This window comes from Sporichthya polymorpha DSM 43042, from assembly GCF_000384115.1.
GTDB lineage: Bacteria > Actinomycetota > Actinomycetes > Sporichthyales > Sporichthyaceae > Sporichthya > Sporichthya polymorpha.
In genome coordinates, this window is the sequence record NZ_KB913029.1 from 3,732,429 (window position 1) to 3,744,455 (window position 12,027).

11 protein-coding genes and 2 tRNA genes are annotated in these 12,027 nt (G+C 70.2%); 11 read left to right on the plus strand and 2 right to left on the minus strand.

Going from position 1 to position 12,027, the window contains the following annotated elements:
* The first annotated feature begins 88 nt into the window (after positions 1 to 88).
* The 4 genes from SPOPO_RS0118065 (at position 89) to cimA (ending at position 5,706) form a co-directional block, all read left to right on the plus strand.
* Positions 89 to 1,123 (plus strand): 3-isopropylmalate dehydrogenase, encoded by a 1,035-nt coding sequence (locus SPOPO_RS0118065; protein WP_019876373.1) that lies wholly within the window; start codon positions 89 to 91, stop codon positions 1,121 to 1,123.
* A 158-nt stretch (positions 1,124 to 1,281) separates the two neighbouring features.
* Entirely contained in the window at positions 1,282 to 2,376 is a 1,095-nt protein-coding gene (locus SPOPO_RS0118070) for a branched-chain amino acid aminotransferase (protein ID WP_019876374.1), read from the plus strand.
* Positions 2,377 to 2,529: 153 nt separating this feature from the next.
* Positions 2,530 to 3,915, plus strand: coding sequence for a hypothetical protein (locus tag SPOPO_RS0118075; RefSeq protein WP_156870008.1), 1,386 nt, complete (start codon positions 2,530 to 2,532; stop codon positions 3,913 to 3,915).
* Positions 3,916 to 4,098: 183 nt separating this feature from the next.
* On the plus strand, positions 4,099 to 5,706 hold the full coding sequence (gene cimA / locus SPOPO_RS0118080; protein ID WP_019876376.1) for a citramalate synthase: 1,608 nt from the start codon (positions 4,099 to 4,101) through the stop codon (positions 5,704 to 5,706).
* A gap of 73 nt (positions 5,707 to 5,779) precedes the next feature.
* Here cimA and SPOPO_RS0118085 read toward each other — a convergent pair whose 3' ends face one another.
* Both SPOPO_RS0118085 and SPOPO_RS0118090 read right to left on the minus strand, forming a co-directional pair.
* Positions 5,780 to 6,226 (minus strand): hypothetical protein, encoded by a 447-nt coding sequence (locus SPOPO_RS0118085; RefSeq protein WP_019876378.1) that lies wholly within the window; start codon positions 6,224 to 6,226, stop codon positions 5,780 to 5,782.
* Positions 6,227 to 6,315: 89 nt separating this feature from the next.
* Positions 6,316 to 7,206, minus strand: a complete 891-nt coding sequence (locus SPOPO_RS0118090; protein WP_019876379.1) for a hypothetical protein — start codon at positions 7,204 to 7,206, stop codon at positions 6,316 to 6,318.
* 81 nt (positions 7,207 to 7,287) lie between these two features.
* Between SPOPO_RS0118090 and SPOPO_RS0118095 the strand changes: the two genes are divergently transcribed.
* The 7 genes from SPOPO_RS0118095 to SPOPO_RS30370 all read left to right on the plus strand — a co-directional run bounded on the left by SPOPO_RS0118095 (position 7,288) and on the right by SPOPO_RS30370 (position 12,027).
* On the plus strand, positions 7,288 to 8,310 hold the full coding sequence (locus tag SPOPO_RS0118095) for a DUF7064 domain-containing protein (protein WP_156870010.1): 1,023 nt from the start codon (positions 7,288 to 7,290) through the stop codon (positions 8,308 to 8,310).
* Between the two features lie 61 nt (positions 8,311 to 8,371).
* Positions 8,372 to 9,148 (plus strand): fumarylacetoacetate hydrolase family protein, encoded by a 777-nt coding sequence (locus SPOPO_RS0118100; RefSeq protein WP_019876381.1) that lies wholly within the window; start codon positions 8,372 to 8,374, stop codon positions 9,146 to 9,148.
* Positions 9,145 to 10,620, plus strand: a complete 1,476-nt coding sequence (gltX, locus tag SPOPO_RS0118105; RefSeq protein ID WP_019876382.1) for a glutamate--tRNA ligase — start codon at positions 9,145 to 9,147, stop codon at positions 10,618 to 10,620. Before SPOPO_RS0118100 ends, gltX begins: the two co-directional genes overlap by 4 nt.
* A 65-nt stretch (positions 10,621 to 10,685) precedes the next feature.
* Positions 10,686 to 10,757 (plus strand) — tRNA-Gln (locus SPOPO_RS0118110).
* An 81-nt stretch (positions 10,758 to 10,838) separates the two neighbouring features.
* A tRNA-Glu gene (locus SPOPO_RS0118115) sits at positions 10,839 to 10,911 on the plus strand.
* Between the two features lie 166 nt (positions 10,912 to 11,077).
* A complete protein-coding gene (locus SPOPO_RS0118120; RefSeq protein ID WP_019876383.1) occupies positions 11,078 to 11,551 on the plus strand; it encodes a nucleotidyltransferase domain-containing protein in 474 nt (157 codons plus the stop codon).
* Between the two features lie 32 nt (positions 11,552 to 11,583).
* Entirely contained in the window at positions 11,584 to 12,027 is a 444-nt protein-coding gene (locus SPOPO_RS30370; protein WP_169577218.1) for a HepT-like ribonuclease domain-containing protein, read from the plus strand.

Below are 12,027 nucleotides of genomic sequence, written 5' to 3' on the forward strand. Positions count from 1 at the left end.
TGCATCCCGCAGACACGAATCGGCCCACCGATGTCCACATAGTGATATCGGTGGGCCGAGGTGTGAGACGGCGGCTTAAACTGCCGCCATGAGCAGCCTGAAACTCGCAGTCATCCCGGGCGACGGCATCGGCACCGAGGTGGTGACCGAGGGCCGCAAGGTTCTCGACGCGGCGCTGAGCGACGTGAAGATCGAGGCCCACGAGTACGACCTCGGCGCCCGGCGCTGGCACGCGACGGGGGAGACGCTGCCGGACTCGGTGCTGGAGGAGATCCGCGGCGCCGACGCGATCCTGCTCGGCGCGGTCGGTGACCCGTCGGTTCCGTCCGGCGTCCTCGAGCGGGGCCTGCTGCTCAAGATGCGCTTCGCGCTCGACCACCACGTCAACCTGCGCCCGTCGAAGCTGTACCCGGGCTACGTCAGCCCGCTGGCCGGCGACCCGAGCATCGACTTCGTCGTGGTCCGCGAGGGCACCGAGGGCCCGTACGTCGGCAACGGCGGCTCACTGCGGACCGGCACGCCGCACGAGGTCGCGACCGAGGTCAGCCTCAACACCGCGTTCGGCATCGAGCGCGTCGTCCGCGACGCCTTCGCCCGCGCCCAGGCCCGCCCGCGCAAGAAGCTCACGCTGGTGCACAAGGACAACGTCCTGGTCCACGCGGGTGGTCTGTGGCAGCGGATCGTCCGCGAGGTCGCGCCCGAGTTCCCCGACGTCGAGCGGGACTACCTGCACGTCGACGCCGCGACGATCTTTCTGGTCACGAACCCTGGCCGCTTCGACGTGATCGTCACCGACAACCTGTTCGGTGACATCCTCACCGACCTCGCCGCGGCGGTCACCGGCGGCATCGGCCTGGCCGCGAGCGGCAACCTCGACGTCTCGCGGACCAACCCGTCGATGTTCGAGCCCGTGCACGGCTCGGCCCCCGACATCGCCGGCCAGGGCAAGGCGGACCCGACCGCGACGATCCTGTCCGTCGCGCTGATGCTCGAGCACCTCGGTCACGCCGAGGCGGCCGCGAAGATCACCGCCGCCGTCGAGGCCGACCTGGCCGAGCGGGGCTCGGCCGCGCGCAGCACCGCCCAGATCGGCGACGCGATCGCCGCCCGAGTAGCCGGCTAGGCGGTCCTCCGAGGCCGTCGCGCAGCCCCCTACTCCGACGACGGCCGAAGGAGGCCGACATGTCTTCTGCCACCCCCACTGCAAGGACTTTGCGCACGACCCCCGCAACTGGGCTCGACTCTGCCCCGGGCTCAGGCCCGGCAGGTAGCGTTCCGCCCATGACGACGGTGGGACTCGACTTTCACATCACGCCGAACCCCGCTCCCGCGCCCGAGGCGCGGCGGGCCGAGATCCTGGCCGACCCGGGCTTCGGCAAGTACTTCACCGACCATCTGGTCTCGGTGACCTGGACGCCGCAGCAGGGCTGGCACGACGCGAGCCTGCGTCCGTACGGGCCGATCTCGATGGACCCGGCCACCGCCGTCATCCACTACGCGCAGTCGATCTTCGAGGGCCTCAAGGCCTACCGCCACGAGGACGGTTCGATCGTCACGTTCCGGCCGGAGCAGAACGCGGCACGTTTCCAGCGCTCCGCCAAGCGGCTCGCGCTGCCGGAGCTGCCGACGCAGATCTTCGTCGACGCGATCGACCTGCTGGTCCGCACCGACGCCGCGTGGGTGCCGACCCGCGCCGAGCAGAGCCTGTACCTGCGGCCGTTCATGTTCGCCTCCGAGGTGTTCCTCGGGGTGAAGCCGGCCTCGCACGTCAGCTTCTACGTGATCGCGTCCCCGGCGGGCGCGTACTTCGCGAAGGGCCTCAAGCCCGTCTCGATCTGGATCTCCGAGGAGTACACCCGCGCCGCCCTCGGCGGGACCGGCGCGGCCAAGTGCGCCGGCAACTACGCGGCCAGCCTCGTCGCGCAGCAGGAGGCGATCGAGAACGGCTGCGACCAGGTCGTCTTCCTCGACGCCGTCGAGCGCAAGTGGGTCGAGGAACTCGGCGGGATGAACCTGTACTTCGTCCACGCCGACGGGCACATCGAGACCCCGACGCTGACCGGTTCGATCCTCGAGGGCGTCACCCGCGACTCGATTCTCACCCTCGCCGCGGACCTCGGGCACCAGGTCACCGAGAACCGCATCGCGATCGACGACTGGCGCAACGGCGTGAGCTCCGGCGAGATCGTCGAGGTCTTCGCCTGCGGGACCGCGGCGGTCGTCACGCCCGTCGGGAAGCTCGCGTGGCGGGGCGGCGAGCTCGCGATGGGCGACGGCGAGCCCGGCCCGGTCACGAGCAAGATCCGCAACGCGCTCCTCGCGATCCAGCACGGTCACGCCGAGGACAAGCACGGCTGGCTGCACAAGGTCGTCTGAGCGATTACCGCCACCTGCCGTTCCCCTGAACGGCCGCGTGGCGGGGTGCCCAAAATCCCCGGATTGTGAAGTAATAACCACCGAGTGTCGCGGGGGCCGGAGAGAACACCGGCCCCCGCGCCGGTGTCGGTGGAGCAGGACGGGGACGTGGGCATGGAGTTCGGGCGAGTACGGCGCGCGCTGGTGTGGGCCGGGGCGGCCGCCCTGGTGGCGGGAACAACGGGCGTGCTGGGTGCGACCGGGGCGGGAGCGACCGCGACGGCGTCCAAGCCCGCGATCGAGAACCCGGCGGCGAAGGACGTCACCGCGACGACGGCGAAGCTGACAGCGAAGGTCAACCCGAACGGCGCGAAGACGTCGATCTCGGTGGCGTGCACCGGCGGTTCCTACGCCTGGACCGCGAACGGCCTGGCGGCGGGCGGCACGGCCAGCACGGTCACCGCCTCGCTGACCTCGCTAACCGCGGAGACCGACTACTCCTGCACGCTCACCGCGGAGAACAGCGCGGGCGCGACGAAGAGCGCGGACGTCGCGTTCACGACGCTGGAGTCCACCGAGCCGGGCCCGGAGGTCACGGCCCCGACCGTCGGTGACACGACCGCGACCGACGTCACTGACACCACGGCGACGCTGAGCGCGCCGGTGAACCCCGGCGGCGGGGCGACGACTCTCGGCGTCACCTGCACCGGCGGCACGTACAAGTGGACGGCGACCGGCCCGGCGTCGGGGAACACCACCGCGCTGGCGAGCGCGGACCTGACCGAGCTGAAGCCGGGCACGCAGTACACCTGCGGGCTCACGGCCACGAACAGCGCGGGCACGACCGAGACGAGTTCGCCGGCGGTCTTCACGACCACGGGCGCGGGCGAGCCCGAGCCGACCCCGACGGTCACGCCGTCGCCGACGCCGGACCCGACCCCCGCCCCGGACGCGGGTGTCCCGACCGTCGGCCCGACGGCCGCTGCCGGGGTGACCAGTGACTCCGCGACGCTGACCGGGTCGGTCACGCCGAACGGCGCCGCGACCGCGGCGACCGCGTCCTGCACCGGCGGCGCGTGGACGGCCGGCGGAGCGTTCGCGGGCTCCGGGACGGCGCCGGTGACGGTGTCGGTCCCGCTCACCGGGCTGAGCGCGGGCACGAAGTACGTCTGCGCGATCCAGGCGACGAACAGCGCGGGCACCACGACCAGCAACGGCCCGGTCTCGTTCGTCACCAACGGCGCGGCCAAGCCGCCGACGGCCTCGTCCGCGATCTCCATCACGGCCAAGACGTTCAAGGCCAAGAAGGGCAAGTCGAAGACCTACACGGTCGCGACCTTCACCGACCGCGCCGACCTGCCCGCGGCGAACTACAAGGTCACGATCACGTGGGGCGACGGCACCACCAGCACGGGCAAGGTCGTCCGCACCGGCAAGGGCACCTACAAGGTCACCGGCAAGCACAAGTACACGAAGGCCGGCAAGAAGACGACCAAGGTGACGGTTTCGAAGTCGGGCACCGCCGCGGTGACCTCGAAGGGCCGTGCAACCGCGGCCTGACGTGCGCGTTTGGCTCCGATCCAGGGCCTGTGTCACACTGACCCCGTGGCACAGGCCCTGATTATTGGATAGGCGCATCGACACGGCACCACGTCGATGCGCAAACCTCTCGTCTGCTGACGAGGGGTTTTTTGTTTGTCCGGCACCACCCGCAGCACGGCGATTGATGAAGGACGGCACCTCGTGACGACCCAGCAGAACGGTCTCTCGGACGCGTTCCACGTCTACGACACGACTCTGCGCGACGGCGCGCAGGGCGAGGGCATGGCGCTGACGGTGGCGGACAAGCTCGCCATCGCCAAGCACCTCGACGACCTCGGCGTCGGCTTCATCGAGGGCGGCTGGCCGGGTGCGCTGCCGAAGGACACCGAGTTCTTCGCCCGCGCACAGACCGAACTGAATCTGCGTCACGCACAGCTGGTGGCCTTCGGGTCCACCCGCAAGGCCGAGAGCAGAGCGTCGGAGGACCTACAGGTCCTCGCGCTCCGTGACTCCGGGGCCGGCACGATCTGCCTGGTCGCGAAGAGCCACGTCGGCCACGTCGAAAGGGCACTCCGCACCACCCTCGCGGAGAACCTGGAGATGATCACGGACACCGTCACCTTCCTCCGTGCAGAAGGCCGTCGCGTGTTCGTGGACTGTGAGCACTTCTTCGACGGCTACCACCTGGACCCGATCTACGCGGTCGAGGTCGTCCGCACCGCCGCGGCCGCCGGTGCCGACGTCGTCGTGCTCTGCGACACCAACGGCGGCATGCTGCCGTCGCAGGTCAACCGCGTCGTCAGCGAGGTCCTCGCCGCGACCGGCGCGCGTCTCGGCATCCACTGCCAGGACGACACCGGGTGCGCGGTCGCCAACACCATCGCCGCCGTCGAGGCCGGCGTGACGCACGTGCAGTGCGTCGCCAACGGCTACGGCGAGCGGACCGGCAACGCGAACCTGGCGACGGTCGTGGCGAACCTCGAGCTCAAACTCGGCATCCAGTGCCTGCCCCCCGGCAAGCTCAAGGAGCTCTCCCGCGTCAGCCACGCGATCGCGGAGATCGCGAACATGACGCCGCGTCACCACCTGCCGTACGTCGGCATGAGCGCGTTCGCGCACAAGGCCGGTCTGCACGCCTCGGCGATCAAGGTCGACCCGGACCTGTACCAGCACATCGACCCGACCCTGGTCGGCAACGACATGCGCATGCTGATCTCGGAGATGGCCGGCCGCGCGAGCGTCGAGCTCAAGGGCAAGGAGCTGGGCCACGACCTCGCCACGAACCCCACCGCCCTGGCGAACGTGGTCGAGAAGGTGAAGACCCTCGAGGCCCGCGGCTACTCGTTCGAGGCCGCCGACGGTTCGTTCGACCTGCTGATCCGCGAGGAGCTGGAGCCGGAGAACAGCCGCGTCTTCGAGCTGGAGTCCTGGCGCGTCATCGTCGACCGCGACGCGACCGGCGAGGTCCGCACCGAGGCGACCGTGAAGCTCCACGCCTCCGGCAAGCGCTTCGTCGCCACCGGCGAGGGGAACGGTCCGGTCAACGCGCTCGACCGCGCGCTGCGCCAGGGCCTCGAGCAGGTCTACCCGGACCTCGCCCGCCTTGAGCTCGTCGACTTCAAGGTCCGCATTCTCGAAGGTGCCCACGGCACCGGCGCGGTCGTCCGCGTCCTCGTCGAGACCAGCGACGGCGAGACCGAGTGGGACACCGTCGGCGTCCACGAGAACATCATCGAGGCCTCCTGGCAGGCCCTCGCCGACGGCGTCACCTACGGCCTGCTCCGCACCGCCGGGCTCCCGCTCGACTGAGCGCGACCGCGGACGTCCGAAGATGTGGCTGCCATAGCGACCACATCTTCGGACGCAAGCGCCTGTCGGGCGCTCAGTCGGCGAGGGAGATGAGCGCGAGGGTCCGCATCGACGCGAAGTAGTGCGAGAACAGGCCCTTGATGATGATCTGGCGTGCGATCAGCTGGCGCAGGACGGGGCTGCGGGGGGAGAGCAGCCCGACGGGGAGCTTGCCGCCGGCCTTCACCTTCATCTGGGACAGCTGGAGCAGCTGGTCCGAGCTCGCGTAGACCGCGATGTTGGGCTCGCCGACGATCCCGTTGTAGATCGTGATCCCGTTGCTCGCGAAGTCGAGCGTGCACTCGGTCTCGGTGTCGGTGTTCACGATCGTCACGGGGTGCCGCATCTTCCGGGCCGTCTTGACCAGGTGCGGCTTGTTCGCAAAGTTCTGCGCGAGCAACGCCTGCATGATGTTGGCGATGCCGTTGGCCTCCTCGCCACCCGAACACGTGACGGTGAAGGGGACGACTTCCTTGGCCATCTACGCGAGATCCGTTCGGTGTTTTTCACGCGCCACCGAAGGGTCGCGTGCGGGTGTGCGGCGTGGCTGGTGCGGCGGGTGGGGTGATCCTATCGGGCACCGGTCCCGGCGGGCCGGACCGCGTCCACCACCGGACGAATGGCCTCGATGAGCCGTCCCCGCAGGACGGCGGCGCGGTCGGCGAAGTCGCGTTGGAGCTCGACGTACTGGCGGCGTCCCTCGATGGTCTCGATCGGGATCGGAGCGTAGCCGAGGTCGGCGAGCTCGTACGGGGAGGCCCGCATGTCGACCGCGCGGATCTCGCGGGCGAGGGCGAAGCAGTCGGCGACGAGCTCGGACGGCACCAGCGGGCTGAGCCGGTACGCGTGTTTGTAGAGGTCCATGTTGGTGTGCAGGCAGCCGCCCTGCTCCAGGTCGGGCATCGCGGCCCGGGTGGGGGTGAGCAGGTTCAGCGGCCGGGCCGGGTCGGTGAAGAACCGGAACGCGTCGAAGTGGGTGCAGCGCAGCGGCGCGGACTCCACGACGGCGTCGACCTCGGCCGACGGCAGTCGCAGCGGCACGGCCGAGTGCCGGACCTCGTCCGGGGAGAGTCGGTAGACCATCGCCCACTCGTGCATGCCGTGGCAGCCGAAGACCGGCCGCCGCGCGGCGGTGGCCTCCAGCAGCGTGAGCGTGTCCCGGGCGATACGAGCCCGCGTGCCGGTGAGAGTCAGGTCCGCGGTCACCCCGCCGTCGGCCTCGATGTAGCCGCTCCACCGCCGGTGCGGCGGGTCCCCGGCGAGCACGACGCCGGCGCCGGGGTGCCAGCGGCGCAGCGCCCCGGGGGAGTGGTTGTAGTAGGTGAAGAGGAAGTCCAGCACGGGGTGCTTCTCGTGGCGCCGGGCCCGGTCGAGGTGCGGGTCGACCCACGGCGCGACCCGGGCCTCGTGGGCCGCGGCACACGCCCGCCACTCGGCGGGGCTCAGCAGGACGTCCGGCACAGTCCCACGGTAGGCGGACCTCGGTGGGCGATGATGGCCGGACGCCGTTGTCGCCGTCCCGAGCGCGGAAGGGCTGCTCGCATGAGTAGTAACACGTCGTACTTCATGAACGCGCAGGTCGCCGACAGCTTCGGCGACGCGCAGCCGCACGACGACGGGATGCACCGCGCCGCCCTCGCGGAGAACCCCGACCCCGCACTCGTGGAGACGGTCTTCGCCGGGTTTCACGTCCCCGAGGCGGACATCCACTGCCTGAACTACATCTGGCTGCACCCGAACCTGCACCTGATGAGCGGCGGCGCCTGGTGCTGGCGCGGCTTCGTGCGCACCCAGCTCGAGGCCGACCTGTTCGACATGCGCGACTTCGTTCCCGACACCGCGATCACCGACGACGGCGGCGACCTGACCGACGTCACCCTGCCCAACGGCTACCGGTACCAGGTGCTCGAGCCGCTGCAGTCGATCCGGATGACCTACGACGACCCGGCCCGCGGCAACAGTTTCGACGTCACGCAGACGGCGATCATGCCGCCGGCGATGCTGCCGTCGAACCGGCACTTCGACCAGGTCATGCGCTCGACCGGGACGCTGCGCCTGCGCGGCGAGGAGTTCGAGGTGAACTCCTACGCGGTGCGCGACCGCTCCTGGGGCGAGGCGCGCACCGAGGACCCGGCGGGTGCGTCCGCGATTCACTGGCTGGTCGCGGTCTTCGGCGACGACTACGCCGTCCACGTCACCGGCCTGCAGGACCCGCAGACCGCCCACTGGCGTGACGTCTTCCCCGAGGACCCGGCCCGGGCGCAGGCCATGAACCGCGGCTGGGTGTGGCGGGACGGGCGCCTGCTGACCGTGACCGAGGCGCGCATCGAGACCGAGTGGGACATCGGCGCGCGGCGGCAGGCGGCGCACCGGGTCGTCGCGGTCGACGAGACCGGCGCCGAGCACGTGCTGCACGGTCAGCTGCGCGCGGCCGCGCCGTGGCACACCTGGTCGAACGTGCACATGAGCATCGGGCTGGCGCGGTGGGAGGCCGACGGCCGGGTCGGGCACGGCGACAGCCAGGTCGCGATGTGGACGGATTTCGTGCGCGCCGCCTTCCGGTGAGCGGGGCGCGTCATCGACACGCGCCCGACGAGGTCGAGGTCCCCGCGGGTAGCCTCCCTGGGTGCGAATCGCCCGTTTCACCTATGAGAATTCCCAGCACTTCGGCGTGATCGAGGGCGACCCCGGCGCCGAGGTCGTGGCCGTCGTCGAGGGCGACCCGCTGTACACGCCGGTCAAGCCGACGGGACAGCACGTGCCGCTCGGCGAGGTGAAGCTGCTGGCGCCGGTCATCCCGCGGAGCAAGGTCGTCGGGATCGGGCGGAACTACGCCGACCACGCGGCCGAGCTCGGCAACGACGTGCCGGCCGAGCCGCTGCTGTTCCTCAAGCCGAACACCACGGTGGTCTCGCCCGGCGACGCGATCGGGTACCCGTCGCAGTCGACCGAGGTGCACTACGAGGGCGAACTCGCGATCGTCATCGGGAGGCTGTGCCGGGACGTCCCGGTCGAGCGGGTGCCCGAGGTGATCTTCGGCTACACCGTCGGCAACGACGTCACGGCGCGGGATCTGCAGCGCAGCGACGACCAGTGGACGCGCGCGAAGGGCTTCGACACCTTCTGCCCGCTCGGCCCGTGGATCGAGACCGACCTCGACGTCGGCGACCTCGCGGTGACGACGACCCTGAACGGCGAGCTGAAGCAGGCCGGGCGGACCTCGCAGATGGTGCACAAGGTCCCCGACCTCGTCGCCTACATCACGTCGGTCATGACGCTGCTGCCCGGCGACGTGATCCTGACCGGGACCCCCGCCGGCGTGGGCCCGATGAAGCCTGGCGACGCGGTGGCGGTGACGGTGGAGGGCATCGGCACCCTGACGAACTCGGTGGTGGCGCGATGAGCGCGAACAGCAACGTGCGGGTCCGGTTCGCCCCGTCCCCGAGCGGTGACCTGCACGTGGGCAACATCCGCACGGCGCTCTACGACTGGGCGTACGCCCGGCACACCGGCGGCACGTTCGTGTTCCGGATCGAGGACACCGATCAGAGCCGCGTCACGCCGGAGTACATCGCCGCGGCGGTGGAGTCGATGCGGTGGCTCGGCCTGAGCTGGGACGAGGGCCCCGAGGTCGGCGGCCCCCACGCGCCGTACCAGCAGTCGCAGCGCCTGGAGATCTACCGCGAGTGGGCCCAGCGCTTCCTCGACTCCGGGCACGCCTACTACTGCTACGAGAGCCCCGAGGAGGCCGAGGCGCGGGTCGCGCGCCAGAAGGCCGCCAACGAACCGATCGGCTACGACGGGCACAGCCGCGACCTCACTCCCGAGCAGCGCGCCGCCTACGAGGCGGAGGGCCGCAAGCCGGTCATCCGGCTCCGGATGCCGGCGGGGACCACCACGTTCACGGACCTGATCCGCGGCGAGGTCACCTTCGAGAACAGCACCGTGCCGGACTTCGTCCTGGTGCGGGCCGACGGGTCGCCGCTGTACACGCTCGCGGTCGCGGTCGACGACGTGCTGATGAAGATCACGCACGTGGTCCGCGGTGAGGATCTGCTGTCCTCGACCCCGCGTCAGATCGCCGTGTACCGCGCGATGGGCGTGGCCGACGACGAGATCCCGACCTTCGCGCACCTGCCGTTCGTCATGGGCAACGACAACTCGAAGCTCTCGAAGCGGCACGGCGCCGTGACGATCGGTCAGTTCCGCGCCGACGGCTACCTGCCCGAGGCGATGTGCAACTACCTGGCGTTGCTCGGCTGGTCCCTCGGCGACGACCGCGAGGAGTTCTCCCTCGAGGAGCTCGCGCAGGCGTTCACCCTCGACCGGGTCAACACCAGCCCGGCGCGCTTCGACCCGAAGAAGCTCGACTCGATCAACGCCGCCTGGATCCGCCGCCTCGACACGGCCGAGCTGGCGAACCGCGTCGCCCCGTTCCTCGCGGCGGCCGGAGTGATCGCGGACCCGGCGACGCCCGCGGAGCTGGAGATGCTGGCCGCCGCCGTGCCGCTGATCCAGGAGCGGTTGGTCACGCTGGGGCAGGCCGTCGACATGCTCCGGTACCTGTTCGTGTCCGAGGTCACGATCGACCCCGACGCCGCCGCCTCGATGCGGGGGCCGGAGTCCGAGGCCGTCCTCAAGGCCGGCATCGACGCGCTGGAGGGGCTGGGTGGCTTCGCGGCCGCCGACATCGAGTCCGCCCTGCGTGCGGCGCTGATCGACGGACTGGGCCTGAAGCCCAAGGTCGCGTTCGGGGCCCTGCGGGTCGCCCTGACCGGCCGGAAGGTGTCTCCGCCGCTGTTCGAGTCGATGGAGCTCCTCGGTCGCGACGCGACCCTGGCCCGCCTCCGTGCCGGACTGGCCGCCCTGTCCTGACCACGGGCGCGGACCCGGTATCATCGACCCTCGGTGCGCGAGCCCGATCGGCGAGCCACCACCCATGGGGTATGGGGTAATTGGCAGCCCGGCTGATTCTGGTTCAGCTAGTCTAGGTTCGAGTCCTGGTACCCCAGCGCAGTGCGGATTTCCGATCCGGAACAACCCTCCGGTAAGGTCCCGTGCGCACCACGCGGCGCAAGCCGTGAGCACCACCTGGCCCCGTTGTGTAGCGGCCTAGCACGCCGCCCTCTCAAGGCGGTAGCGCGGGTTCGAATCCCGTCGGGGCTACAGCGAGCGAACCCCCTGCTTCGGCAGGGGGTTCGTCTGTTTCTGAGACCGGGATGCACTGGAGATGACATCTCCAGTGCATGGGCCGCAGAGTCCGCGGTGCGGGTACGTCGGACGTCGGTATCCGCAGCGGGGCCCTAGGCGGCCCTGGTGATAAGGTAACCTTATGCAGTTCCTGGCCGAGTACCGGCTCGCCCGTCGCGACGAAGACCTGGCGCGGCTCCGGCGCGTGCTGGCGCTCCGCGCGATGGCCGCTACCGGCATGAGTCAGCGCGAGATAGCGGCCGCGCTCGGGATCAGCCAGTCGGCGGTCAGTCAGCAGTACAAGGCAGCACCGGATCTGCGGACGGTGCACCCGCAGACGCTGCTCGATGCGGCGTCACCCATCCTCCGGGAGCTCGCCGAGAGCCGAGGTTTCCGCGACCTCGCGGTGTTCGGATCTGTCGCGCGTAAGAGTGCGCGAGCGGATTCGGACATCGACCTGCTGGTCAAGCCGCCGCGCGGCACCTCGATCAGCGCGATGCGCGACCTGCAGGAGACGTTCGAGCAGATTCTCGGCCGCAGTGTCGACCTCGTCAGTTACGGCGGACTGAAGCCGAGAATCGACGATGACGTCCGGCGCGAGGCAGTCCGGTTGTAATGGATCGTCGGACGGCCAAGGAGTTCCTCCATGTGCGCGACTGGCTGGACAGGGCGCAGATGATCGTCGAGGGCGGGCGGGCGGCCTACGACGCCGACGAGCTCCGGCAGGAGGCCGGTGACTCGTTGATGATGAAGCTCGGCGAGGCGGCAAACCGGCTTGACCGCGCCAACATCGCCAGCCCCGAAGGAGTGCGCTGGCGCGACGCGGTCGCCAACCGCAACTGGCTGATCCACCAGTACGACCACATCGACCGCGACATCACCTGGGCCACCCTGGAGACCGACCTGCTCGCCTGGCGCGAAGCTCTGGCGTCGACCTTCGCGTCAGCCGATGCCTACTCGGCGGCTGAGCGCGACGAACGCCAGTTGGCCGACCGTCCCGAAGGGGGATCGCCCGCTAAATCACCTAGGGCCGGAAGAGCCACATTTCGGGCGGGTTTGTCTGTTTCCAGGACCGCGATGCGCTGGAGATGA

Excerpts from the sequence above, each read along its gene's own strand:
- gltX (WP_019876382.1), top strand. The coding sequence starts at position 9,145 with ATGAGCGCGAACAGCAACGTGCGGGTCCGGTTCGCCCCGTCCCCGAGC.
- SPOPO_RS0118075 (WP_156870008.1), top strand. The coding sequence starts at position 2,530 with ATGGAGTTCGGGCGAGTACGGCGCGCGCTGGTGTGGGCCGGGGCGGCC.
- SPOPO_RS0118070 (WP_019876374.1), top strand. The coding sequence starts at position 1,282 with ATGACGACGGTGGGACTCGACTTTCACATCACGCCGAACCCCGCTCCC.
- SPOPO_RS0118065 (WP_019876373.1), top strand. The coding sequence starts at position 89 with ATGAGCAGCCTGAAACTCGCAGTCATCCCGGGCGACGGCATCGGCACC.
- SPOPO_RS0118120 (WP_019876383.1), top strand. The coding sequence starts at position 11,078 with ATGCAGTTCCTGGCCGAGTACCGGCTCGCCCGTCGCGACGAAGACCTG.
- SPOPO_RS0118085 (WP_019876378.1), bottom strand. The coding sequence starts at position 6,226 with ATGGCCAAGGAAGTCGTCCCCTTCACCGTCACGTGTTCGGGTGGCGAG.
- SPOPO_RS0118095 (WP_156870010.1), top strand. The coding sequence starts at position 7,288 with ATGAGTAGTAACACGTCGTACTTCATGAACGCGCAGGTCGCCGACAGC.